This is a genomic window from Bacillus sp. XF8, from assembly GCF_017498755.1.
GTDB lineage: Bacteria > Bacillota > Bacilli > Bacillales > Bacillaceae_G > Bacillus_A > Bacillus_A bingmayongensis.
The window spans coordinates 343,078-366,944 of the sequence record NZ_JAGDQK010000002.1 but is presented as its reverse complement, the minus strand read 5'-3'; the positions used below and the strand labels follow the sequence as shown (position 1 = coordinate 366,944).

The window sequence follows — 23,867 nt, the reverse complement described above, 5'->3', positions numbered from 1 at the left end:
GCGAATGAAACATATATGTATCATTATAAATTCTTTTGGAGGTGTTTCATGAATCGTAAAGATATTTTTTTAGAGCAACTTCTTGCTTGTCATAATGAAAACAATTGGTTTGTCTCACTACAGAGTGCACTTGATGGTCTTACAGAAGAACAAGCTGCTTGGAAAGATACAGATAAGGCAAATTCTATTTGGGAAATCGTTAATCATTTGATTTTCTGGAACGATCGTATTCTAAAGCGATTTTACGGCTCCTCTGTTCAAGATCATATCGAAACGAATAATGATACATTTCAAAATTCAAGAAATTTAGATTGGAATTCTACAGTCTCCCAAATCGATACGATTATGGATAAGTGGGAAACCGCTTTACATACTTGTGATGAAACAAAACTCGATCTTTCGCAATCAGCTGAAGCTGAAGAAACATGGACCTCTGTTCTACTAAACTTTACAATTCATAACGCTTATCATATTGGACAAATTATCTCTATTCGTAAACAACAAGGAAATTGGAGTAGCGAACACGGTGTTCATTAACAAAGCCATACACAAAAAAGCGAGCCTCTATCCTCTTTGGCTCGCTTTTCTATTCTTTTATTAAATACGTTCCATCGCTGTCTTCAATGTCCCGACAACAAAAGCAATTTCTTCACTTGAAATAATAAGAGGCGGTGCTAACGTTAAAACATTGTTATAGCCCGCTGTTGTCATTCCATTACGTCCAATGATTAGTCCCTTTTCTTTACAAGCGTTCACTACATTTGTAATTTTAGTATTATCAATTGGGTCCTTTGTCACTTTATCCCTTACCATTTCAATGCCTACAAGCAATCCTTTCCCTCTAATATCTCCAACAAGTGGATGATCTCCAATCTCTTCTTTTAACTGTTCTAATAAAAGAGATCCCATTTGTGCAGAACGCTCAATTAAATTTTCATTTTCCATAATTTCTAAGTTTTTTAGCGCTAACGCACAAGCTGCTGGATTGCCACCAAACGTGTTAATATGACGGAAAAATTCATATTCTCCTGTCCCCTTGAACGCTTCATAAATTTCTTTTTTCACTGCTGTTGCCGATAATGGTAAGTATGCACTTGTAATCCCTTTCGCCATTGTAATAATATCAGGTTTCACATCGTAATTCATAAAACCAAACGCTTTTCCCGTGCGCCCAAAACCACAAATTACTTCATCACTAATTAGTAATGCGCCATGTTTTTGACACGTCTTATGAACGGCTTTCATATAATCTTGCGGTGGCATCAAAATACCTCCGCCTGTAATAATTGGCTCCATAATAAATCCAGCTATCGTTTCACTTAATTCCCACTTCATAACACGATCAATTTCTTTCACACACTCTACATCATAAATATTTTGTGACGCAATCTCTGGCATTCGGTAACAATCTGGCGGCGTCACATGTAAGAAGCCTGAAGCAAATGGCTCATATTGATGCCTCCGCTGCGCCTGTCCTGTCGCTGCCATCGCTGCCATTGTATTTCCATGATAACCACGATAACGTGATATAAATTTATAACGGTATGTCTCACCCCTATATGCATAATATTGACGGGCAATTTTAAATGCTGTTTCATTTGCTTCTGACCCACTATTAGAGAAGAAAATGACATATTCTCCTTCAAGCCATTCATTTAACTTTTCAGCAAGCTGAATTGCAGGTTCATGTGATTGCGACATTGGAAAATATGATAATTTTTGCAATTGCTCATACGCTGCTTCAGCAAGCTCTTTTCTTCCGTATCCACTATTCACACACCAAAGCCCACTCATCCCATCTAAGTACCGTTTACCTTCTATATCTTCCACCCAGCACCCTTCTGCTTTTGCCCCAACCATCGTACTATTTGGACTAAAGGGACGCATTCCATGCCACACATACTTTTCATCCTTTGCTAATAATGCATCTGTTTGTTTCGTTTTCATCATACATTCCACCTTCCAAAACAACTTATATTTCTCCAAGCTGTACTGGTGCCATGATGAGGTTAAACTTTTCCCTATTTATTTTCATTCCACGTGAACGAAACAAATCCTACCAACTTCAGAGTAATATTTTTAAGCAAAATTACAAAATAAAAGAGCTCTCCAATCAACTGGAAAGCTCTTTTTCTTCTTAATGTGCAGACACGTCACTAACCCCATGACCTGTGTTAGATTTAACAAGAATTTCATCAAATTTCGCTGCATCCTCTTTCTTACTTGAGAAAATTGTTCCTAAATATGCTGCTAAAAATCCAAGTGGAATAGAAATAATCCCAGGTGTTGTGTAAGGAAATAACGCTTCTCCAACAAAAATTGCTTTCCCAGCTTCAGGACTCCAAACATTCGGGCTTAGTGCCACTAATACGATAGCTGAAACTAAACCAACAACCATTCCGCAAATTGCTCCTGTTGTATTAAAACGTTTCCAATAAATTGTAAATAAAATAACTGGTAAGTTCGCACTTGCAGCGACTGCAAATGCTAACGATACTAGAAATGCAACATTTAATGTTTGAGCAAATAGCGCTAAAATAATCGATAATACTGCTACACCAATTGAAGCATAACGAGCCATCGATACTTGCTCTTTTTCTGTTGATTTCCCTCGGCGAATGATTTCATTATAAAAGTCATGTGCAAATGCTGAAGCCGCGGTTAAAACAAGACCTGCTACAACAGCTAAAATCGTAGCAAATGCAATTGCAGAAACGAATGCAAACAAGAAATCTCCACCGAGTTCTTTTGCTAATAAAGGTGCTGCCATATTGCCAGCTGGGTTTGCCTGAATAATTGCAGCATTCCCTACAAATGCAGCTGCACCAAAACCTAGGAAAATTGTCATAATATAAAAGGCTCCAATTAGCCACGTTGCATAGACTACAGACTGACGTGCTGTTTTCGCATCACGAACAGTGAAAAAGCGAACAAGAATATGAGGTAAACCAGCTGTCCCTAGAACAAGACCTAAGTTTAAAGAAATTGTATCTAATCCATCCTTATATTTTACACCTGGATTTAAAAACGCTTCTTTTAGAGGTGTTGCAGTTTTCATCTGTGCAAACATTTCAGTCACGCTAAAATTAAATTTTGCAAATACAATTACTGAAATAATAAATGTCCCTGCCATTAACAAGACAGCTTTTACAATTTGTACCCAACTTGTGGCTGTCATACCTCCAAAAATCACATACACCGTCATTAACGTTCCAACAATTAAAACAGATGTCGTATATTCAATTCCTAATAATAATTTAATAAGTGCTCCTGCTCCTACAAGTTGTGCGATCATATAGAAAATTGAAATTGTCATCGTATTTAAAGCTGCAACTCCGCGCACCTTTTTCGCATCAAAACGCGCTGCAATCATATCAGCTAATGTGTATTTCCCTAAGTTTCTAAGCGGTTCGGCAACGAGATACAATACAACTAAATAAGCAACAAGAAAGCCTATGCTATAAAAGAAACCATCAAATCCAGTTAATGCAATTGCTCCTGCAATCCCCAGAAAAGAAGCAGCTGACATATAATCTCCTGCAATGGCCAGACCATTTTGCCACCCAGTTAAACCTCCTCCTGCCGTATAAAACTCACTCGCATTTTTCGTTTTTTTCGATGCAAAATATGTAATAACGAGCGTACCAAGAACGATAATTAGAAACAGTGCAAACGCTGTTGTGTTCAAGTTTATCCCCTCCCTTTTTGTATATCTTGAAGAATTTTTTGTGAAGCCTTGTCGAACGATTCCGCTTTTTTGCTATACATCATACATAATGCCCACGTCATAACAAATTGTGCAAAAGCAAAAATCCATGCCCACGTTACATCACCAAATGCCGGCGTATTTAATACCTTTGAATAAGATGTCAAAAGTGGCAAAGCAATAAAAAAACTAAAAAAGAAAATACTCATTGGAACAATAAACTTCCGCTTCTTCTCTAGCAATAATTGAAATTCTTCTGATTGAACGACTTCTGTATAATTTATCTCACTTCGCAACTTACGTGCTGAACTATCATCTCGTTTCATTTCCCCAGTCCCCTCTCCCTCATTCTTTAAATCAAATTCCCCCTCGCATCTCCAAAAACTAAATTTTATAAATATTCAGAAACTTAAGTTTATTTTAGACAATCTTTGTTCTTCTGCAAAGATTTTTCGATAGACATTTTTCGTCATATTTCCTCGATTTTTTAATATATTTTTTTAAAATAAAAGGCAGTACTCATCGCATTGCCTCCTTTTCTTTCTCTTTTTCTAAATTACGCGCCGACCTACTTAATTCAACATCTTTTCCGTTTTTGTATGTGCCAAATAAAAAATCATACACTGGATTCGATACACCAAACCAATAATTTTCATTTTTATAATGATGCAAAATATGTTGTTTTTTTAACCATCTACCAAAACGAGTCAATGGCCGTATCGGTCTATGTGCGATATAATGTTTCCATTCATAAACAAGCAGCATAACAATCATTCCTATTCCAAATGAAAGTGTAATCGTTACATGATTTGTCACTCCATACAGAATGAACAAATAAATCGCAAACCCTGGCATGCTATACCAAACTGGTAAAAACAATAGTTTTAAATCATCTGGATATACATGATGATCATAATGTAATCTCTTTAACATTTTCAGTAACAATGGATTTTTAGGAGGCTTCATATGAAATAAAAATCGATGTGTTACATACTCATTGATCGTATAAAAAACGATGCCCGCAAGACATGATAAAATTGCTATCCCTGTAAATAATTTCATTTTCAAAATAATGATAAACAGTATAAATACGCCAAACATAATCACAATATCATGTTGAAAAAAGAACTCCTTCATCACCCTTTTCATTCATCCTATCCCCTTTCTTCGAAAAAACAGTCGTAACATATAGCTACGACCGTTTCTGTTCTATCTATGTTATTCTCTTTTAATCACAAATTTGCTCGCTGTTCTATTGTAGAGAAAAAATTCTGCGAACCAAATATATTTTGTTTCGGTATAATGTGTTCCACTGCAAAGACAGTTACTTCGCCTCTTTGTACCTCTCCAATAATAAGACCCAGTATTTCATGATTTACAGCAAATGTCGGTTGCTTTGTCTGAAGTAACCTTTCAGCAGTTTGAAGAACGGCCTCATATAAAGGATTCCTATCCGTTACTTCTTTTCGAATTTTTGGTGCTAATGTAACAATAATTTCTTTTCCATTAACTGTGGTTCGATACATAAAAATCTCCCCTTCAATCTTATATGAACAACTGTAAAGCTTTATACGCAAAATGAATTGAATACCCAACTAAAATGAAACCAGCTCCCGCTGTAATATAACCGAGTGCCTTTGGCTTAAGCAATGTTCGTCCAAAATGAACAGAAAAGGCAATATTTAAATTCCACAAAATAATACCACCAATGATACAAAGACTATATAAAAAAGCCTCTTGTTTTGTTACTTTCGTAAGCAGTGAACTAAGCGTACTCCCATATACACCAAACCAAAAGACAAGGTTTAATGGATTAGATACCGCAATTAAAAATCCTGCCATAAAGGATTGACGAAGTCCACCTATCTCTTCTTGTTTATATTCCATATTTGAATGTAAAATTCCTTGTTTTACACTTTGAAACCCTAAATAAAACAATAAGAAAAAACCTATGCAATACATAAATGCTTGTACATATGTATACATAAATACAGAAGACAATCCAAAGTAAATAAGAAGCATAAATAAAATGTCTGCACTCATCCCCCCTATTCCAACAAGCCAAGCATGCCAAAACCCACGTTCAATCCCTCTTTTTAACATTTCAATATTAATTGGTCCTACTGGTGCCGCTAATGAAATTCCTAGTATAAATTGCTGTATAATTGCTCCAAACATCGCTCTTTCCTTTCTATATCGTTTTACTATTAGCTAATGAGAATATTTTTAAAAATAGACTAGCTTTTATAAAAAATATACATATATAAAATGTCCTTTTTTATCCAAAATATACAAAAAAGCCGCTCCTTTATGGCGGCCTTCATTTCTTTACTTTATGATGAAATGGGCACTTTCCTTCAATTGGTTCAATGTCATCTCCAATAAAATATTGCTTCCACTCACGGTGATTTGGATCTCCATAGTGACTAATGTTTGGATGTTTCGGCAACTAATCCCACTTTTCCACTCGCTCTCTCACCATCTGTCTTGAGTATAATCCTTTCGGCCGGTCTCCTTCTAGTCCGTCAAATATGATTCGTGGCTGAAATCCTATAATGAGCGAGTTCCCTAAATGTCTCGTTTTTCTTTGTTTATAGGCAGGAGCATTCCCAAATGCAAACATCGGCTCCCCACCAAATGAAAATTCCCATAAATGATGATCTGGATTTTCTGGGATCTGTTTTGGCCATAATTGATCATCTTCTTCATGTAAGTATTGTAGAATTCTCCAAAAATACGCTCGGTAATGTTCAAGTGAGCATTCTGCACGTTCTGGCTCAACAAAAAGAAAAAAACCTCTTCTTACAACAGGTCGCTCGTTCATCAACTTTAAAAAAGAAAGCATTGTCTGTGGTAGATGACTCCAATCATCATGAGATAAGAATGAGTAGCGAAGTTCATTCTTCTTTAAAGCCGTTAAACCAAAATAGCAAGGAAAAGTTGGATCCAATACAACATTAGAAAAATTTTCAAATTCTTGCGAAACCCATATTGGTATATCTCTTCTCGTTTTCATTCCTTCATTATCTAATAAATAAGACTGATTCATTCTCTCACCTCATTATGTACAGCATTCACTTAAACATATTAAAAAGCGACCTTGTCCTATACCATTAAAAAAACTTGCGTAAAAAATTATTTAAAAATACAAAAAGATAAAACCGCTTACTTGACTAAAATCTACCATTTCGTGTATATTTAAAATATCATTTAGCAGAATATTCGAGAATATAGCATTTTCAGTTTTATGAATTTGCAAATGTTTCAAATGAACTTCACTAAATGAAAAAGTAATCGTTTTTTAGGAGGAATTGTAACATGCAAGGAAAAGTAAAATGGTTTAACAACGAAAAAGGTTTTGGATTTATCGAAATTGAAGGCGCTGACGATGTATTCGTACATTTCACAGCAATTCAAGGCGAAGGCTACAAAGCTTTAGAAGAAGGTCAAGAAGTATCTTTCGATATCGTTGAAGGAAACCGTGGACCTCAAGCTGCTAACGTAGTAAAACTTTAATCCAACATATAACAGGAGGTTACCTTACTTGGTAACCTCCTTTGTTATTCCTTTGTATATTTCCTTTTTGCAGAGTAAAAACTATGTGAAATGTGACAGAATATAAAGGAGGAATCGACAATGGGTTCACATGTAAATGACTTTGAAGAAGTAAAATTCCGCGTAGAAACAGCTCAAAAGATGGTAGGTTCTGCAACAATTACAATGGATCCAGAATCATTACAGCATGCGACAACTGCAGTTGAATCTGCACGTTCTCAGCTTGAAACAATGAAATCTGTTGCAACAGATTTAGATGAGCCTTTTTTAATGAATGAAGAAAAAAAATTAAGTCTATGCGAACACCAATTGAAAGAGGCTAAACATTAAAAACATCCAGAGTTACCTCTGGATGTTTTTTTACGATAATTGATCTCCATATTCTTTTAATTTCTCTCCCACAGTACATTGCCGAATACAAAAAGAGTGAGCATGGTATTTACTATGTGTTTTTCTATAGTGTTCCTGCAAAAAACATCCTTCACAGTATGTTTCTAATAGATCATTTACCTCTGTAATGAGCTGCTTTTTATTCACCACTGCACCTCTCTATTCCGTTATTTCTTTATGGCTGTCGATTACTGTCCCTTCCAATGCTTGTGTTGCCAATTGATGTGCTTCTTTATTTTGTTTCCTTGCTACCGGCTCACAAACAAGCTTCAATTTCATTTGATTTGCTTTTTGTTCAATCTGATTTAAGTAATGATTTAAATGTTCATCGTAGCACGGCCATTCTCCAGCCAGTTGCTGAAGTACAACTTGAGAATCACCATGTAGTGTAACCGGTTCATATTTGATCCCTAATTCCTCTAAGACATTCATTCCATATAATAACGCTGCATATTCCGCTTCATTATTATCATAAATGCCATCTATATAAGCATTTCGACGAACTCGATAATCAGCGTTTCCTTTTTTATAGTAAACACATATACCAACACCCGCTTCTTTCGTTTCCAGATCATAGCCTCCATCAAAGTAAATACGAATGTCTTGCGGTTCTTCTTCTACTTGCTTACTGAGCTTTTTCATTTCTTTTAGCGTCCATTCCGCTCCCATTTCATCATAAAATAATAGTTCCTTTACTCTTCCAGTTTTCTCAAAATCTTCTGCAAATCGAAGTGATTCTTCTATGTTCATATAATCTGTTGTTAGTTCTGTTTGAAGACCATGTTTTGTTTTATATACCCAGTTTATTTTGTATTTCATACTCTTTTCCCCTTATATGAGACTTCATACTTTTTATTTTACTTATATTTTACCAAGAGTCACAATATTATATTCGAATTGAAATGAACTAGCCACAAATTATGAAAACAAAAAAGAGCTGCTACAGATTGTAAGCAACTCTCTCTATACACTTTACATAAACTTCTTAAATTGCACTCGTTTATTAATCCCATACATAACCGGCATACCAATTGCCATCACGACAAATTCACCAGCTGCACATGTAAGCCATGTAAATAAAAATGGCAGATCAAATGCAAGGTGAAGTTCAATCGCTATCATAAACATTGTAACTGTAAAGATAACTGTATTAAAAATCATACGAGCCCAAACACCCTTAATAAAACGCATGGAAATAATCGTAGCGAGAAGCGCAAGAATGGATTGCCCCACTCCAAATACTAAATCATACGCAATCATAGGTGAGAAAAAGAGATTTGTTAAAAATACTCCTAATACAATTCCATAAATGGATTTCTTATTAAATACAACGAGATGATTAAACATCTCCGAAATACGAAACTGTACATTTGTAAAGCCAAACGGCTGAATAAGTGCTGAAACAGCAATATATAATGCTGCTAAAATACCATTACCAACTAATGTTTTTATATTCATGACAAAATCTCCTTAGTTTTTTTACGTGGGATGGTTTCGAACCACGTGATTCGTTTTTAAACAACAATTTTATATTGTACGCAATAGCTAATCATTCGTCAATAGATTCCTACCATTCACTACCCTTTTTCTCATAGACAACGTATAATAAAAAATATGAAAGATTTAGGAGGTTTCGCTTCATGACAGCAACAATTCAAAATGAAAAAGTGATCGTTTCCATCTCTGAAAAAGGTGCAGAGTTACAAAGCGTTCGCTTAAAAGAAGACGACACAGAATATATGTGGCAAGGAGACCCTAAATATTGGGGACGCCGCGCACCCATTTTATTCCCAATTGTCGGTAGATTAGTGGACAATACATATTATGTAGATGGTAAACCGTATTCATTAACACAACACGGCTTTGCTCGCGACCTTATATTTTCGGTAAAAGAGCAAAGTGAGACAAAAATTACTTATGCAGTCACTAGTAATCAAGAAACTTTACAAAAATATCCGTATGAATTTGAGTTGTACGTTTCTTATGAACTAGACGAGCAAAATATACATGTTACTTATGAAGTTAACAACCCTACTTCTAAAGAAATGTTCTTTTCTATCGGAGCACATCCAGGCTTCAATTGCCCTTTAGTAGAAGGTGAATCATTTACAGACTACCATTTATCATTTAATGGGCCTGAACATCTAAAAACAAGCGTTCTAGAAGGACCATTTCTTTCAAAAGAAAAACAACTAATTGTTAAAAATAAGGCAGAATTACCACTTACATACGATTTATTCAAAAATGATGCCCTTATTTTTGAAAATATGAATACAAATGAAATTTCTATTCGCTCTCATAAGCATAATAAGTTTGTAAAAGTAGCATTTGAAGGTTTCCCATTCGTTGGTGTATGGACACCAGGAAATGACGCTCCTTTCTTATGTATCGAACCTTGGTATGGAATTGCTGATGAAGTAGAACCAGCTAAAGATTTCAAAGAGAAAAAAGGCGTACAATCATTACAAGCAAATGAAACATTTACATGTCGCTACAGCATTACAATTGGATAAAGTGGATTTTTCATATTCAATCCCCCGCCTCTAGAAGTTTTTCGGCGGGGTGATTCCTATCAGCTAACGCTATATAATAATGGAGGTATTCAATTTTGATTGAAGTATATATTGATGGTGCATCAAAAGGAAATCCAGGTCCTTCTGGTGCTGGGGTTTTTATTAAAGGTGTGCAGCCACCTGTGCAATTATCACTACCACTTGGAATCATGTCCAACCATGAAGCTGAATATCATGCATTACTCGCCGCATTAAAATATTGCATAGAACATAATTATAACATTGTATCTTTTCGTACAGATTCACAGCTTGTTGAACGTGCTGTAGAAAAAGAATATGCAAAAAACAAAACATATGCACCACTTTTGCAAGAAGCACTAGCGTACATCAAAAGATTTGATCTTTTCTTTATAAAGTGGATTCCAAGTAGTCAAAACAAAGTTGCCGATGAATTAGCAAGAAAAGCCATTTTACAAAATGAATGGGGGTCTTAGCGTGAAAAAAGGATGGATTGCTCCTCTTGCTTTATTATTTGTCTCCTTTATTTGGGGATCAACGTTTGTTGTCGTTCAAAATGCAATGTCATTTGTTGGACCATTTACTTTTAATGCGGTTCGCTTTTTATTTGCTGGAATCATTTTATTATTTGTCCAATTTATGTTCTCGAAACAAACTTCAAAACAAGAAGTTCAGCATAGTAGCATCGCTGGGATAATTGTCGGATTTTTCTTATTTATCGGTTATTTATTACAAACATTTGGATTACTCTATACCACTTCTTCTAAAGCTGGATTTTTAACTGGACTCAGCATTGTTATGGTTCCAATTCTTTCATTTATCTTCTTAAAACAAAGAGCTACACCTTTTATCATACTTGGCATTACCGCTGCAACAGCAGGCTTATATTTACTAACCGCTGGTGATTCTTTTCAATTGAATATTGGTGATATACTTGTTCTCGGCTGTGCAATTGCTTTTGCAGCACATATTCTCATTAACGGGGTCTTTTCCAAAAAGATATCACCTTTACTATTAAGCACATCTCAAGTATTGTCTGTTGGAATCTTCTCTTCCATTTGTGCTTTTTTATTTGAGGATTGGGGGAAATTATTTTCAATCTCTTTATGGACGAATTCTGCTTTTTTATTTGCTCTACTTGCAACATCTGTTTTCGCGACATCAATCGCTTTTTTTATTCAAACAGCTGCGCAAAAGCATACATCTCCAACAAGAGTTGCTATTATTTTTGCAATGGAACCTGTCTTTGCTGCATTAACAGGTGTTCTTATCGCAAATGAACAGCTTTCCATTTCCGCAGTGCTTGGTTGCCTTTGTATTTTCTTAGGCATGATCTTCGTTGAGCTTCCTTCCAAAACAAAAAAAGAAGCGCAGGCTGCGTGATGTTACGCTTGTAACGTCCGCATAAAAGCCTTTGCGCTTTTTTTATCTGTAATTTTCTCTTCCTTCAATCGCTCTAATAATGCGATAAAATAACTACCATCAAACTGTAATTGATGTTTAATTGTTGCTTCAATCGCTGCATTCACAAGCCCATCAGATGCACCTGTATATCCTTGACCAAACATAATAAACCCTTGTGCATCCTCTGATAATTTAAATCCTTTTGTGTGTAAGAATGAAAGATAATCTTGTACTGTTTGCATGCTGTTTTCACCTACCAAAAAATTTTCCACTTCCTATCATACATGTTTTTAGTCTTTATGAGAATGAATTTTGTTTGACAATCTCCCTTAAATCTCTTGATTTCCTAAAAGTTAAAAACAACTTTACTATCGCAAAAAATTCAAATATAGCTCCTGTATACCCTAAATAGATAATTGAACTGTTTTTTAAAATAAATCCACCAACAATAGCCCCCGTAGCGATACCTATATAACGCTGAAGCGCTTAAAGATGAAATAACAACAGGCGCTTTGGTTGATAAGGAAATAAGATAACTATTGAGTAGTGCATTAAACGTCCATGCAGCAATTCTCCATATCATTCCCATTAGAAAAAGTCATCACAATAGATAAAACTAGCATAGATAGACCAAAGCATATGAAACTAATTTGAATCGTCTTTATGTTACCAAATTTATTACCACTGTATCCGCCAATAAAATTCCTTATATAAAAAGGATTTACTTACAACATCCAGAAATAGATACAGTGTAACTTGAATCAACAGCGCCTTTCTTCATACCTCATCTATCTTCCTTACTCTGTTGGAAATATTGTACTGAGGAGATGTTTACCCACAAATAACGGAATTAAAAGAGAGTCATACATTTTAATTAAAAAGGGGATATTTAATGAAACAAGCACTATTAATTATTGATGCTCAACAAGAACTTATTGACGGAAACGAACAAGAAGCTGCAGTATTTCATAAAGACCAATTGTTAACAACTATAAATATAGCAATTCAAAAAGCAATTCAATCAAATGCTCTTATTATTTTTGTAAGGGATACTGATGTTGCTTCTGGCGAAGAGAAAGGATTTCAAATACACGAAGAAATTAAAGTACCTCATGTGGCTCTAATCATAGATAAAGAGGCAACCAATTCATTTTATAACACTTCTTTACATGCTATTTTAAAAGAAAAAGAAATTAATCATCTTGTTATAGGAGGTTGTAAAACGGAGCACTGTGTTGATACTGCCGTTAGAACAGCAACGATAGAGGGATTTGATGTCACTTTAATACAAAATGGACATTCAACGACCGATTCTACCATTCTATCAGCGCAGCAAATTATTGAGCATCATAATAAAACATTACATGGTCATTATAATGTCGATCATTTTTCTATTGTTAGAGATGTCGAAGAAGATCTGTTTCACCCTATTCACGACCAATATCGTGAATGATACAATGTCATTTATAAAGTAAAAAGATTCCTTTCTCAAAAAGGAATCTTTTTACTTTATCCGAAAGTCTGTGCTGCTATTCCATACAATTCACCATTTCGTTTCAAAAGTTGATTGCTGTTTTTCATCATAATTGGTGGTTGATTCACCTTTTGAAAGCCAACTTTTTCGAGTACTTTCATAAAAATTTCTTTTCCTTCTGGTACATCAATTCTAAGTTTTCCATTATAATCTTTTATCAAATGATAAACAATGCCACTTGCGATATTATCGGTTAGTGCAACGATTGGTCCTATAATTCTATTTTCTGGAGTTTGCACGCTCATTCCATAACCCACAATATAATTTTCTTTGTCTTTTACAACTACACATTGTTCACACTGTTCGATTCTTCTCTGTATAAAATTACGTCTATTTACACCGAAAGCTGCTTCATCTAACTTCACAATTCTATTACTATCTTCCTCATCATAATCCATAAAAATGTGTTGCTCATTTCTATCGTAACCTCTAGGAGTTACATACTGATTACATATATACTTTGAAACATGACTAACCACTTGAAAACCTAATCTCTCATATAAAGGTCTTCCTTCTTCTGTAGCAATAAGCATAATCGATGTCTTTTCTGAAACACTTCTTATACAAGCCTCTGTAATTTTTCTGCCAATCCCTTTTCCTTTATACTGAGAATGTACAATAACCATGCCAATAGATGCTAATTTCTCTCCATATAGGATGATAGCTGCACTGGCAATAAATTTACCTTGCATATTCTTTCCACCATATACAATTCCTGATTGAAAAATTGTTTTGATTTCTTCTAAACTATAATCCCATCCAACTGATTCAGATAGACTAATAAAATGCGGTATATCTTTTTCCTCAACTCTCTCTATTGCAATCACTATCTATCCTCCTTCTATATTTCATAAATGAATGTCTCAATACAACTCCCTTTAAAATTCGAGTTAGAAAATTGCTTATTTTTCACGAAGATAGGAATTAATTAATTCTGCATCTCCTACAATACTCTGATAACGTTATTTCTTCGGTCCTAGTTACCTTCTGTTGCCTACCATGGCTCATCTACATGGAACACCAAAGTAGTATCGCTCGCTCAATAAATAGGGAAGAACTCTATTATTCTTGCTTATTGATAATTTGTGCTAAATCCATGAAAAAGCTTAATGATTCGGGGTTGGCCATGGAACCTTGATTGACTACCTTATCTACTGGAAATCCTAATAGAATTTTGCGAATTGGAACTTCTAATTTCTTTCCGCTCAATGTTTTTGGAATTTGCTCTACTACATAAACTTCATCAGGAACAAACCGAGGTGAAACCTTTTGTTTTATTTCAGATTTTATCGTTTCTTTTAGACCACCACTCATATTTACCCCAGGTTTTAACACAACAAAAAGTGGCATAAATGATTTACGTCCAAGGAGCTCTAAATCCACTACTAAACTCTCTATAATGTCGTTTAGAGACTCAACCACACGATAGATTTCACTCGTCCCTAGACGTACCCCCAACCGATTGATGGTGGAGTCTGACCGCCCGAAAATGATACAGCTGCCTTTATCATCAAATTTAATCCAATCACCATGTCGCCAAATTCCTGGATACATCTCAAAATAACTTTCAAGATAACGTTTATTATTGTGATCTCCCCAGAAATAAACGGGCATAGATGGCATCGGTGCCGTTATAACCAATTCTCCAACTTTATTAATAACTGAATTTCCCTCATCATCAAATGCTTGTACGTGTGCTCCTAAAGAACGAGCTTGTATTTCTCCTGCGTAAACAGGTAATATAGGAGAGCCACCAACAAATGCAGTACATACATCAGTCCCTCCACTAGTTGAAACAAGCCATACATCTTTTTTCACATTCTCATATACCCATAAGAATCCTTCTACAGGTAGAGGTGAACCAGTTGAACAAATAGATCTTAACTTCGAAAAACTGTGTCTTTCTTTTGGCTTAGCCCCAAATTTCATACATGCACTTAAGAAACCGGCACTTGTACCAAAGAACGTAACACCGACTTCTTCTGCAAGGTCCCATAATATATGTATACTTGGATAAGATGGGCTACCGTCATATAAAACAATCGTGCCTCCAGTCAAAAGACCGCCCACTAAAAGGTTCCACATCATCCAGCCTGTCGTTGTAAACCAAAAAAACACGTCATCTTGATTAACACCCTGTTCAACTAATAATGTCTTAAGCTGTTCTAATAGTATTCCACCTTGACTTTGTACGATCGGTTTTGGTAATCCTGTTGTTCCGGAAGAAAATAAAATCCAAAGAGGATGATCAAATGGTACCTTCTCGAAGACAAGCTCACAATCCCCCTGTAAGATGTCATTCCAATACATTGTATGATTATTCAACTTAGAATCACTACTGTTGACATACGGGATTAAAATTGTCTTTTTTAAAGTAGGCAGGCTTGATTGAAGCTCCGAAACATTTATTATTCTATTCTGAATTTTACCATTATAGACATATCCGTCAACCGCAAATAAAATTGTCGGTTCGATTTGCTTAAATCGATCAATAACAGTATCTGTTCCGAAATCGGGAGAACAACTGGACCAAATGGCTCCAATACTAGCACACGCTAAAAAAGCAATTACGGTTTCAGGAATATTAGGCATATAAGCCACAACACGATCCCCTGATTTAACTCCAAATTCTTTTAAGGAATTCGCAACCATTGCTGTCTTTTCCTGAAGTTCTTTCCAGCTTATTTCTGTTCTCGGAGTGGTTTCTGATTGAAAGATTAATGCTGGTTTATTTCCCCTACTACCTCGAAAAATATGTTCCGCATAATTTAAAGTAGAACCTGTAAACCATTTTGCCCCAGGCATCTTCCTTGATTCTAAAACTTGATTATAAGGTGTAGTAGAGCTGATTTGACAATAATTCCAAATACTTTCCCAGAATGATTCAAGTTCTTCAACAGACCATTTCCATAATTCCTTTTGATTTTCAAAAGATAAATCCTTTTCTTGTTTAAGCCACTTCATAAAGAGACTGACACCTGATTTTTCTATCTGTTGCTGTGATGGTTCCCATAGCAACACACTATCAGTAATCGTTTTCATTATTATTCCTCCTAAACTTTCAATTTTTTATGAAGTAAATAATAACTATATACAGCATGCGCTCTTGAAAAACCTTTTTTCAAAAAGCTGAAGCTAATTATTTCATAAAAATTCCCGCTAACACAGAAATAGAAAAAGGTTCTCCTATAAAAAAGAACCTTTTTACTGCCAGATTAATAAGCTTATGTCTAAAGAAATCTGAAATTGAAATATACCGTTTATTTTCATCCTTCCAAGCTCTTCACTATACTTATATATTACATATAAATGGACTTTTTCTACATCTCTCACTTTACAACCAACGTACCTGATTTCCTCAAAAACAAAAAGATTTCATCTATACAAACAAAATATTTCTTTGCGCTCCTTCAAGAACGCCCTCCTGAATTTGTTGTACAAACCGATAAATGTTTTGTTCTTTTTGCAAAGATGATATTTCCTGTTCATTCATATAAGCCCCGTAGTAATATTTCCACAATAATACAATCATCTCAAATTTATTTTTCTTTTTCAGTAGCAGGTCTTTTTGGATATAATCTACAAACATATTAGCACCCTCTACATATTCGACTTTTACTTGTGTAACAATAAATGAGAAGATCTTTTTAGGTCGGTATCGAACGGTACCTTCTTGTTCCATCTCTTTTACTACACTCATAAATATTTCATCTGTTACTTTACTCTTTTCACCAAAATAGCATATCCATTCTTTACATGTACGTCTTTTATAATTTTGTATACATAACATAAGTTGATTCACGTGTACATGATTTGTATCTTGATTATCTCTTATTTCTATTTCATCATTTTGATTTAACTGTATATAGCCCTTTTCAAGTAATTCCATGAATAATATTCCCATCGTATACAGTGGTAAACTAAATGTATAACGACTATTTATTATCATTGGTCCCTCTGCAAGGTAGTTACTAATAAAACCTTTTGTCATCTTCCCCATTTCTTGCATATATAACCCCTCCTCTATATAACTATCCCTTAATCCAATTGTGTTAATATAGAATCAAGCGATTACTTCCGTCCTACAGTTTTTATTATAAATGTAGTATGATTCCGCGAGAAGAATGCACTTTTTTGATAGAAAGTATCCTCTAGGATACTAAAGGGAAGGTGAAGAGCATGGAGCAAGATTTACGTCATGAAGTATTACATAAAATACAAAGTAAAGAATTTAATTGTGCGAAAGAATTAACTTTATCTATCATTAGCGGAAAATGGAAAATTGTGATTTTATATCGATTAGGTATAAATGGTCCAATGCGCTTTAGTGCCATTCAACATTTATTCCCGAAAATCACACATAAAGTATTAACCAAACAATTACGTGAATTAGAAGATGATGGTGTAATCACAAGAAAAATTTATCCGGAAATCCCACCTAAAGTAGAGTATTCTTTAACGGAGCTCGGTGAAAGCTTACAGCCTATCTTACAAATGATGTACGACTGGGGAGAAAAGAGGATTCAGCAATTACAACAAGAATCATAATTAAATACCTTTACAAAACATAAGGAGATGCGTATCAACCACGTCATCTCCTGCTCATTCCTATTATTTATTTCAGCTTTCCTACCATAATATATTATTGCTTTAATATTTTATTCAGCTCTCTCTGAAATATCATAATGTCTAAATCATTTTTCAACATTTTTTCGATATCATAACCTAAAACAAACTCTCTTACCCTTGATTGAAACATAACAACGGAACCGTAGCTCTCTTGAAATCATTTCTGTTGTCTTAGTAACTTGAACTTTTTGTTCATTATTCTTTTCTTTTTTGTTGGCACACAAAGAATGAACTGTACTGCTATCTCTCCTATTAATTCACTCAAATTTTCTCCTTCTTTCTATAATTACAAGCCTGTTTTAAAACCATTTTCAAATAAAACCCCTTCAGATTATAAATGAAGGGGTTTTATTTGAAATGTTATCTTATTCAATTACCGGATACACGATACGAGACATGTCTTTTTTCAATTTTTTCTTCTATTTCCCTTATGTTCTCTTTATCGTTCAGTAACAATTGTTTATTCTCTATCAATAATTGTTTAAAGGATTTTCTTATTTTTTTTCGCATGTTTCTTTTCCTCCTTCATTATTACAAATAACTTATCAAAGGATTATTTATATGAAAGATAAGTAATTATCTGTGTAGTCTTATAATAAAAGATTCGTGTGAAATCTATTTGAATTCTAAATGAAAACTAAGTATTTTTTCTGATAACTTTTTCACTCAAAAGAAATTACATAAAAAAATAACGTCAAATCAAAATATATTTGATCAGACGTTATCTGTAATATGAAGTAATCTCTTTTTGTTTTTATAGCATATTTATAAATATTTCAGGTCTTCCCCAGTTCATTTGACCGCAAACAAATCGTACTTTCTCTTCATCAATTGTATGCAGACCTTCTTCTAGCGAACATGAAATCGGAACTTCACAATGAATTTGTGCTAATTGTAATGATATATTTAAGTTCTCTAAATCACTTTCAATTTTTGTGCGCTGCGCTTTTGTTAATGCCGCTATATTTTCTAGCACTGCCGCTACTGTTCCGTGTTCTTGAATTAGTTTATATGCCGTCTTTTCACCAATTCCTTTTACACCTGGATAGTTATCACTCGTATCACCCATAAATGCTTTTGCATGAACGATTTGCCAAGGCTCTACGCCTTTTTCTTCCATAATCTTCTCTGGCGTATAATACTCATAGTTTCCAATTCCCTTACGAAGAAGCATCACAGTAACGTTTGTATCAACAAGTTGTAGTAAATCTGTATCACCTGTTAAGATATATACTTCCGCTTCATTACAATATTCTTTCGCTAACGTACCAATGCAGTCATCAGCCTCATAGCCTTTCAGTCCAATTACAGGAATAGATAATTGTGAAGTCATCTCTTGCACAAGATCAAATTGTGGAATCAACTCTTCTGGTGGTGCTGCACGGTTTGCTTTATAGTTCGAGAACGATTCCGTTCTGAAAGTTGTACTTCCCATATCCCAGCACGTTACAATATGCGTCGGTTCAATCGCTTGCGCTGCTGTTAATAAATGTTTCATATAACCATGAATCCCGTTTGTTGGGGTACCATCTTGTCGTTTCATAAATTGGCCGTAAACACTTGTTGCGTAAAAAGCACGAAATAATAGTGCCATACCATCAACTAACAATACTTTTTTCATAATTCCTCTCCTACTAACAAAAAATAATAACCTCACGTCATCACGTAAGGTTATATGAATAGATTACCATTCTACGTTTCTGTTCAACTCTATCTATTATACAATGTTTTTATATATTTAGCATCATTAACGGTTTAAGATGTTTGGCTACAGCATGTATGGAGCAATCCAGAATACGTATTTTTACCTGTTGAAACGACCACAGCCTTCGCAGTTCCATTTACAATATGCGTGCCTTTAAAACATACATTTTCAAGTTGAAGTGGATTGTAGTCTTTCATGCGTTTTAATGGAATAAAACGTTTGCGTTCAAGATGATAACAGCTTTCAAATTTTTCTACGTTCGTTTCTTTCCCTGTTAGCATCGATTCATTTACTAACAAATCTTCTGCATAAATAATACGTACATCAGCCGGAACTGTATCACCTGCTGAAAGAAAAACCATATCTCCTGGAACTAGCTCTTCGACTGGTAATTTCATTATTTTCGAATCACTATTCATCCCCGCAGTTATACATCCTTCTACTCTAGAAACAGTAACCGTTACAATCTCACACTGATTTTCATTATAAACACGTTGCTTTGTAAATACAGGGAACATTTCGCTTAATTTCATCATTACATCAGAAAGAATTGCTCGCTTTGAAGATAATTCATTTTTTCCGTACACATGAATACGTTTCTGTGCTTCTTTAATAGAAAGACCATCTCTTGTTGTTTTAAAATAAGCAAATACAGATTTCACATCTCTTGTTGCAATTTCAATTAACAAATCTTTATTTTGTTTTAACATAGATTGTTCTTTCATCATTCTTTTACTTTGTTTTTGAGACATGTTACCCACAAGTTTATTAACATATAACATATTATCGTCTCCTCCTTTACAACATAGGAAGAAACGCTTTGTTTCTCAATTTATCTCACTTTAACAATTCATGTATTTATACACTCTGTTAAAGTGTTCTACGTTCCACGTTCAACTTACAACGATAAAGCGGAACGTTACCTTATGATAAATATAGAGGGAGGAACAAGTCGTTTCCTGCCTACATCATATATTTTTGTTTCGAAGTATATGGGTAACGGAACCGAGTCAGAATTTGACATGCTCCTCACCTCCTCTTTCGTTTTTTTAGTCAGTATTTATACTATGAAGCTTCTCATAGCTTGTTAATAAAAAGACCTCTACTCATAAACGAGTAAAGGTCATTACATACATAAATAAGCGATTCCTAATCAACATAGAAATCTGCGAACCTCTCCCTCGCCGAGTTTTAGCACTGTATAGCATAGGTACATTACCAGCTACGTTAAGAAAAACCTTAATTCGATCATTCCTGTTGACCCATTGGCGTCTCTCGACATTTTTGGGCAGTAGCATTTCTCTATACAGGAGCCTCACCTAACAGAGACTTATTTTTTTATTATATAGAAAATGTTACTCCTATTTAAAATAGATGTCAACACTTTGAATTCAAACTTTTTCCTTATTACGACAAGTATTTCCTAGAAAATGATTCAGATCAGGAACACTCTTATTCTAATACTAATTGTTTAAGATTTTGTATACTCCTCTTCTCAAGGTGACAAGCTTGAAGAAGATATGCTTCCACATTTCCATACTTTTCTACAATTTTATAATACACTTCATCTAAATATTCAGGACGTACTTCTAACATAGGCTTTATCCGCTCTGGTGATGCTTGAAATAAACTCATCCACCGAATAAATTTTTCAACCTTCTTCATCCGTGGACCGATTAACTCATTAGAAAACAAGTAATCATCACGTACCACTTCATATGGTATTCCAACAAGTAGTTGAATTAAGGCAGCAATGTAACCCGTTCGATCCTTCCCACCAGTACAGTGAATCAGTGCTGGTACATTCTTTTGCTCTGAAAGTAACTGAATGACCTGCTTAATTTCATGACAACTTGAGAAAGCTATATTTTGATACATTTCCTTCATGATTTTTTCAAAATCAATTGTATGAGATTTTCCTACTAAAAACTTAAAAAATTCAAAGTGCGTAAACTCTTGGCTCTTATCATGAATTGATATATTAACTAACTCTACTCCGTGCTTCTGCTTTATTCGACTCGGTTTTGATTTTTGTTCACTTGGCGTTCTTAAATCGCAAATTAATTTTATTTGTAAATGTTTCATGTTTTCAATATCTTGCTGTGATAAGCGCGACAATTCATCCGAACGAAATAAAACCCCTTTTTTCATTCTTCTGCCATCTTTTGTTTCTTGTCCTCCGATATCACGAAAATTATATAATCCGTCAAACTGATTTACTCTTTCTTTTTGTACAATCCCCATAGCTCTTCCCCATTTTTTTATTTATTATTTAACTGTATGAATGGAACAATTGCATCTAAAACGGCAGCTTTATCTTCAATATGCAACGTATGTCCGGCATTCTCCAGTTTTACATGCTTGGCATTAGGTAACAGTCCTAAAGCTTTTTTTACATCTGGCTCTCTTACTACTCCATTACGCTCAGGGTTTCCTTGTAACAGTAGAACAGGACATTGAATTTTAGGAAACAACGTATTCATATCATATCCCATATACGTTTCATCACAATGGTCAATCATTGCATCTAATACTTGAGGATCTGTTAGCATGACACTTTCTATCATAAAATCTAACAGTGGATTCTCTCTTTTTTTAGCCATCATATTCTGATTCGTCGCTGCACCTTTTTGTGCTATCCCTCTCCATTTCATCAATTTCTCAGAACCCTCTTTTAATACTTCTAGAGACATCGGAGAATCACCAATGATTAACCCTTTTACTAATTCTGGATACTCTGCAGCCACTTGAATCCCAATCATTCCACCAAGTGAATGACCAAATATAATTGGTGGTTGTGTCATACACTCTTCAATAAAACTGATAATATCCTGAACATAGTCTTTCACACGATAGCCGTTCGTAACTCTTCCTGATTTTCCATGTCCTCTTAAATCTATTGCGTAGACATGCCCTTCATTTTCTAATTCTGGAATAATGGTTTGAAATGCTTCCCATCTTGAGATTCCACCATGAAGCAATAATATTGGTACACCTTTTGAATTACTTTTTACATAATGTAACCGTACATCCCCTGTATGAAAAGAACATTCTAACATTTCATCACCCACTTCATTTATTTTGTAAAACCTAATTCGATATTTCTCAATATGAAAGCATGCTCTTTTATGTTGGAAATTTGTCTGCTAAGTACAGCAATTTCCAATTTAAATTTTGAATAAGAATTAATTTCATCTTCTTCATCCCCTTTTTTAAAATCCGCTATTTTATTCATATGACTAAAATAGTTTTTATAGTCATATAAAAGTTAAAAGAAAAAACTGTTTCTCTAACAGCCTGCCGTTTACTTTATGTACTATAGCGGTTATGATAAGTATAAAACATGATGTGACTAAAAGTCTATAAAAAGTCACATAATTTTTAATATAGGAGTTTTACTATGCCTAAATTTACAGAACAAGAAAAAGAACAAATTCACCAATCCCTTTTAGAAAAAGGCCGGGAATTATTCATTCAATACGGTTTAGCAAAAACAAGCATCGATGATATTGTACTTGCATGCGGGATTGCAAAAGGATCCTTTTATAAGTTCTTCTCCTCAAAAGAAGAACTCTATTTCGAAATTTTAAAAAATGAAGAAGAGGTTCGAGAAACTGTACTAAATCAGTTGTTTCAAGAAAAGCTATCTTCAAAAGAACTACTCTCTTCCTTCTTCCACACATCATTTCAATTTGTTGAAGATAATCCTTTTCTACAACGTGTGTTTCAAAATGGTGAACATGAGCGTCTTATGAGAAAACTACCAAATGAAATGATGGAGTTCTCACAATATAATATAGAAAGGGGAACACTTGCTATCAATACTCTCATTGAGCGCGGCGTATTGCCTAAAGATGACCCCCAAGTAATTACAGGCATTATACAGGCTATCATGATGCTGCGGTTACATAAAGAAGAAATAGGCACGGAGCTATTCCCTAAAGTAATGGATAAACTTATTGATTATGTCTCAGAAGGATTAACGAATGAAAAATAAAAACCTTACGTATAAAACGTAAGGTTTTTCAATATGTTAAACACCCAGCAATCACGATTCCAATGGAAATTGATAAAAACATAAGGAAAAGTCCGACAGCCTGATTATCTTCTTCGATGCTTTGGTTGATATTAAAGCGCGGTGTACACCATTCAGCTAAATAAAACACAATAATTTGCGCTAATATTCCAATTGCTCCCCATAAAACCATATCCATTAGTGAAACAGAATGGGCAGCAGTTGAATACAAGACGATAGCAAGGCCAAGAAGTCTTCCTCCAAGCGCATAGCTTGCTGCTTTATTCCCTTTTGCCATTAACGAAAATTCCTTCACTTTTGTTGTCACTTCCATAAGAAAAAGACCGATACATAAAAGACCAATTGAGACTGCTAAATAAAGTAAGAAATTTATCATT

At 34.6% G+C, this 23,867-nt stretch carries 28 protein-coding genes, 1 pseudogene and 2 riboswitches; of the genes and pseudogenes, 9 read left to right on the top strand and 20 right to left on the bottom strand.

Features of this window, described 5'->3' with window-relative positions:
- Positions 1 to 48 precede the first annotated feature (48 nt).
- The gene (locus tag J4P91_RS02385) at positions 49 to 537 is read left to right on the top strand and encodes a DinB family protein (protein ID WP_207992779.1); all 489 of its coding nucleotides are present in this window, start codon (positions 49 to 51) and stop codon (positions 535 to 537) included.
- Between the two features lie 60 nt (positions 538 to 597).
- On the opposite strand, the gene J4P91_RS02380 is transcribed toward J4P91_RS02385, so the two are convergent.
- The 7 genes and pseudogenes from J4P91_RS02380 to J4P91_RS02350 all read right to left on the bottom strand — a co-directional run bounded on the left by J4P91_RS02380 (position 598) and on the right by J4P91_RS02350 (position 6,755).
- A complete protein-coding gene (locus J4P91_RS02380) occupies positions 598 to 1,950 on the bottom strand; it encodes an aspartate aminotransferase family protein (RefSeq protein ID WP_207992778.1) in 1,353 nt (450 codons plus the stop codon).
- Positions 1,951 to 2,137: 187 nt separating this feature from the next.
- Positions 2,138 to 3,688, bottom strand: a complete 1,551-nt coding sequence (locus J4P91_RS02375; RefSeq protein ID WP_017152424.1) for a solute symporter family protein — start codon at positions 3,686 to 3,688, stop codon at positions 2,138 to 2,140.
- 2 nt (positions 3,689 to 3,690) lie between these two features.
- Positions 3,691 to 4,032 (bottom strand): DUF485 domain-containing protein, encoded by a 342-nt coding sequence (locus J4P91_RS02370; protein WP_017152425.1) that lies wholly within the window; start codon positions 4,030 to 4,032, stop codon positions 3,691 to 3,693.
- Positions 4,033 to 4,225: 193 nt separating this feature from the next.
- Entirely contained in the window at positions 4,226 to 4,855 is a 630-nt protein-coding gene (locus J4P91_RS02365; RefSeq protein ID WP_207992777.1) for a sterol desaturase family protein, read from the bottom strand.
- Between the two features lie 83 nt (positions 4,856 to 4,938).
- On the bottom strand, positions 4,939 to 5,232 hold the full coding sequence (locus J4P91_RS02360; RefSeq protein WP_207992776.1) for a cytoplasmic protein: 294 nt from the start codon (positions 5,230 to 5,232) through the stop codon (positions 4,939 to 4,941).
- Positions 5,233 to 5,251: 19 nt separating this feature from the next.
- Positions 5,252 to 5,884 (bottom strand): LysE family transporter, encoded by a 633-nt coding sequence (locus J4P91_RS02355; protein ID WP_207992775.1) that lies wholly within the window; start codon positions 5,882 to 5,884, stop codon positions 5,252 to 5,254.
- Between the two features lie 142 nt (positions 5,885 to 6,026).
- Positions 6,027 to 6,755 (bottom strand): annotated as a pseudogene (locus J4P91_RS02350) (YqcI/YcgG family protein).
- 269 nt (positions 6,756 to 7,024) lie between these two features.
- On the opposite strand from J4P91_RS02350, the gene cspB reads away from it, so the two are divergent.
- Positions 7,025 to 7,222, top strand: a complete 198-nt coding sequence (gene cspB, locus J4P91_RS02345; RefSeq protein WP_003196492.1) for a cold shock-like protein CspB — start codon at positions 7,025 to 7,027, stop codon at positions 7,220 to 7,222.
- 120 nt (positions 7,223 to 7,342) lie between these two features.
- Entirely contained in the window at positions 7,343 to 7,591 is a 249-nt protein-coding gene (locus J4P91_RS02340; protein WP_003206638.1) for a DUF2564 family protein, read from the top strand.
- Between the two features lie 30 nt (positions 7,592 to 7,621).
- Here the strand turns inward: J4P91_RS02340 and J4P91_RS02335 are convergent, their stop codons facing one another.
- From J4P91_RS02335 to J4P91_RS02325, 3 genes are all read right to left on the bottom strand, one after another.
- Positions 7,622 to 7,798 carry a zinc-finger domain-containing protein gene (locus J4P91_RS02335; RefSeq protein WP_017152429.1) on the bottom strand — a complete coding sequence of 59 codons (177 nt, stop codon included), beginning with the start codon at positions 7,796 to 7,798 and terminating at the stop codon, positions 7,622 to 7,624.
- 12 nt (positions 7,799 to 7,810) lie between these two features.
- Positions 7,811 to 8,470, bottom strand: a complete 660-nt coding sequence (locus J4P91_RS02330) for a ribonuclease H family protein (RefSeq protein ID WP_207992774.1) — start codon at positions 8,468 to 8,470, stop codon at positions 7,811 to 7,813.
- Between the two features lie 153 nt (positions 8,471 to 8,623).
- Positions 8,624 to 9,109, bottom strand: coding sequence for a QueT transporter family protein (locus J4P91_RS02325; RefSeq protein WP_207992773.1), 486 nt, complete (start codon positions 9,107 to 9,109; stop codon positions 8,624 to 8,626).
- 6 nt (positions 9,110 to 9,115) lie between these two features.
- Positions 9,116 to 9,160: riboswitch (PreQ1 riboswitch) on the bottom strand.
- Positions 9,161 to 9,291: 131 nt separating this feature from the next.
- Between J4P91_RS02325 and J4P91_RS02320 the strand changes: the two genes are divergently transcribed.
- The 3 genes from J4P91_RS02320 (at position 9,292) to J4P91_RS02310 (ending at position 11,565) form a co-directional block, all read left to right on the top strand.
- Positions 9,292 to 10,164, top strand: a complete 873-nt coding sequence (locus J4P91_RS02320) for an aldose 1-epimerase family protein (RefSeq protein ID WP_207992772.1) — start codon at positions 9,292 to 9,294, stop codon at positions 10,162 to 10,164.
- A gap of 95 nt (positions 10,165 to 10,259) precedes the next feature.
- Entirely contained in the window at positions 10,260 to 10,658 is a 399-nt protein-coding gene (locus tag J4P91_RS02315; RefSeq protein WP_207992771.1) for a reverse transcriptase-like protein, read from the top strand.
- Position 10,659: 1 nt separating this feature from the next.
- The gene (locus tag J4P91_RS02310; RefSeq protein ID WP_207992770.1) at positions 10,660 to 11,565 is read left to right on the top strand and encodes a DMT family transporter; all 906 of its coding nucleotides are present in this window, start codon (positions 10,660 to 10,662) and stop codon (positions 11,563 to 11,565) included.
- Between the two features lie 2 nt (positions 11,566 to 11,567).
- On the opposite strand, the gene J4P91_RS02305 is transcribed toward J4P91_RS02310, so the two are convergent.
- Complete coding sequence (locus tag J4P91_RS02305; RefSeq protein WP_017152435.1) at positions 11,568 to 11,828, bottom strand: DUF6123 family protein; 261 nt, start codon at positions 11,826 to 11,828, stop codon at positions 11,568 to 11,570.
- 650 nt (positions 11,829 to 12,478) lie between these two features.
- Between J4P91_RS02305 and J4P91_RS02300 the strand changes: the two genes are divergently transcribed.
- Positions 12,479 to 13,039, top strand: coding sequence for a cysteine hydrolase family protein (locus J4P91_RS02300; protein ID WP_207992769.1), 561 nt, complete (start codon positions 12,479 to 12,481; stop codon positions 13,037 to 13,039).
- A gap of 56 nt (positions 13,040 to 13,095) precedes the next feature.
- On the opposite strand, the gene J4P91_RS02295 is transcribed toward J4P91_RS02300, so the two are convergent.
- The 3 genes from J4P91_RS02295 to J4P91_RS02285 form a co-directional block, all read right to left on the bottom strand.
- The gene (locus J4P91_RS02295; RefSeq protein WP_207992932.1) at positions 13,096 to 13,950 is read right to left on the bottom strand and encodes a GNAT family N-acetyltransferase; all 855 of its coding nucleotides are present in this window, start codon (positions 13,948 to 13,950) and stop codon (positions 13,096 to 13,098) included.
- A gap of 232 nt (positions 13,951 to 14,182) precedes the next feature.
- Positions 14,183 to 16,162: an acetoacetate--CoA ligase gene (locus J4P91_RS02290; RefSeq protein ID WP_207992768.1), complete on the bottom strand. Its 1,980-nt coding sequence runs from the start codon at positions 16,160 to 16,162 to the stop codon at positions 14,183 to 14,185.
- 337 nt (positions 16,163 to 16,499) lie between these two features.
- A complete protein-coding gene (locus tag J4P91_RS02285; protein ID WP_207992767.1) occupies positions 16,500 to 17,129 on the bottom strand; it encodes a hypothetical protein in 630 nt (209 codons plus the stop codon).
- 170 nt (positions 17,130 to 17,299) lie between these two features.
- Here J4P91_RS02285 and J4P91_RS02280 point away from each other — a divergent pair, with 170 nt between their 5' ends.
- Complete coding sequence (locus J4P91_RS02280; RefSeq protein ID WP_017152441.1) at positions 17,300 to 17,668, top strand: winged helix-turn-helix transcriptional regulator; 369 nt, start codon at positions 17,300 to 17,302, stop codon at positions 17,666 to 17,668.
- Positions 17,669 to 18,118: 450 nt separating this feature from the next.
- On the opposite strand, the gene J4P91_RS02275 is transcribed toward J4P91_RS02280, so the two are convergent.
- From J4P91_RS02275 to J4P91_RS02255, 5 genes are all read right to left on the bottom strand, one after another.
- A complete protein-coding gene (locus J4P91_RS02275) occupies positions 18,119 to 18,259 on the bottom strand; it encodes an FbpB family small basic protein (RefSeq protein WP_017152443.1) in 141 nt (46 codons plus the stop codon).
- Positions 18,260 to 18,503: 244 nt separating this feature from the next.
- Entirely contained in the window at positions 18,504 to 19,370 is an 867-nt protein-coding gene (locus J4P91_RS02270; protein ID WP_017152444.1) for a 5'-3' exonuclease, read from the bottom strand.
- 134 nt (positions 19,371 to 19,504) lie between these two features.
- Positions 19,505 to 20,236 carry a P-type ATPase actuator domain-containing protein gene (locus J4P91_RS02265; RefSeq protein ID WP_207992766.1) on the bottom strand — a complete coding sequence of 244 codons (732 nt, stop codon included), beginning with the start codon at positions 20,234 to 20,236 and terminating at the stop codon, positions 19,505 to 19,507.
- Positions 20,237 to 20,624: 388 nt separating this feature from the next.
- Positions 20,625 to 20,788: riboswitch (M-box (ykoK) riboswitch) on the bottom strand.
- Positions 20,789 to 20,906: 118 nt separating this feature from the next.
- The gene (locus J4P91_RS02260) at positions 20,907 to 21,698 is read right to left on the bottom strand and encodes a tyrosine-protein phosphatase (RefSeq protein ID WP_207992765.1); all 792 of its coding nucleotides are present in this window, start codon (positions 21,696 to 21,698) and stop codon (positions 20,907 to 20,909) included.
- Between the two features lie 17 nt (positions 21,699 to 21,715).
- Positions 21,716 to 22,513, bottom strand: a complete 798-nt coding sequence (locus tag J4P91_RS02255) for an alpha/beta fold hydrolase (protein ID WP_207992764.1) — start codon at positions 22,511 to 22,513, stop codon at positions 21,716 to 21,718.
- A gap of 341 nt (positions 22,514 to 22,854) precedes the next feature.
- On the opposite strand from J4P91_RS02255, the gene J4P91_RS02250 reads away from it, so the two are divergent.
- Positions 22,855 to 23,451: a TetR/AcrR family transcriptional regulator gene (locus J4P91_RS02250; RefSeq protein ID WP_207992763.1), complete on the top strand. Its 597-nt coding sequence runs from the start codon at positions 22,855 to 22,857 to the stop codon at positions 23,449 to 23,451.
- A 28-nt stretch (positions 23,452 to 23,479) separates the two neighbouring features.
- On the opposite strand, the gene J4P91_RS02245 is transcribed toward J4P91_RS02250, so the two are convergent.
- Positions 23,480 to 23,866, bottom strand: coding sequence for a DUF350 domain-containing protein (locus tag J4P91_RS02245; protein WP_207992762.1), 387 nt, complete (start codon positions 23,864 to 23,866; stop codon positions 23,480 to 23,482).
- Between the last annotated feature and the right edge of the window lies 1 nt (position 23,867).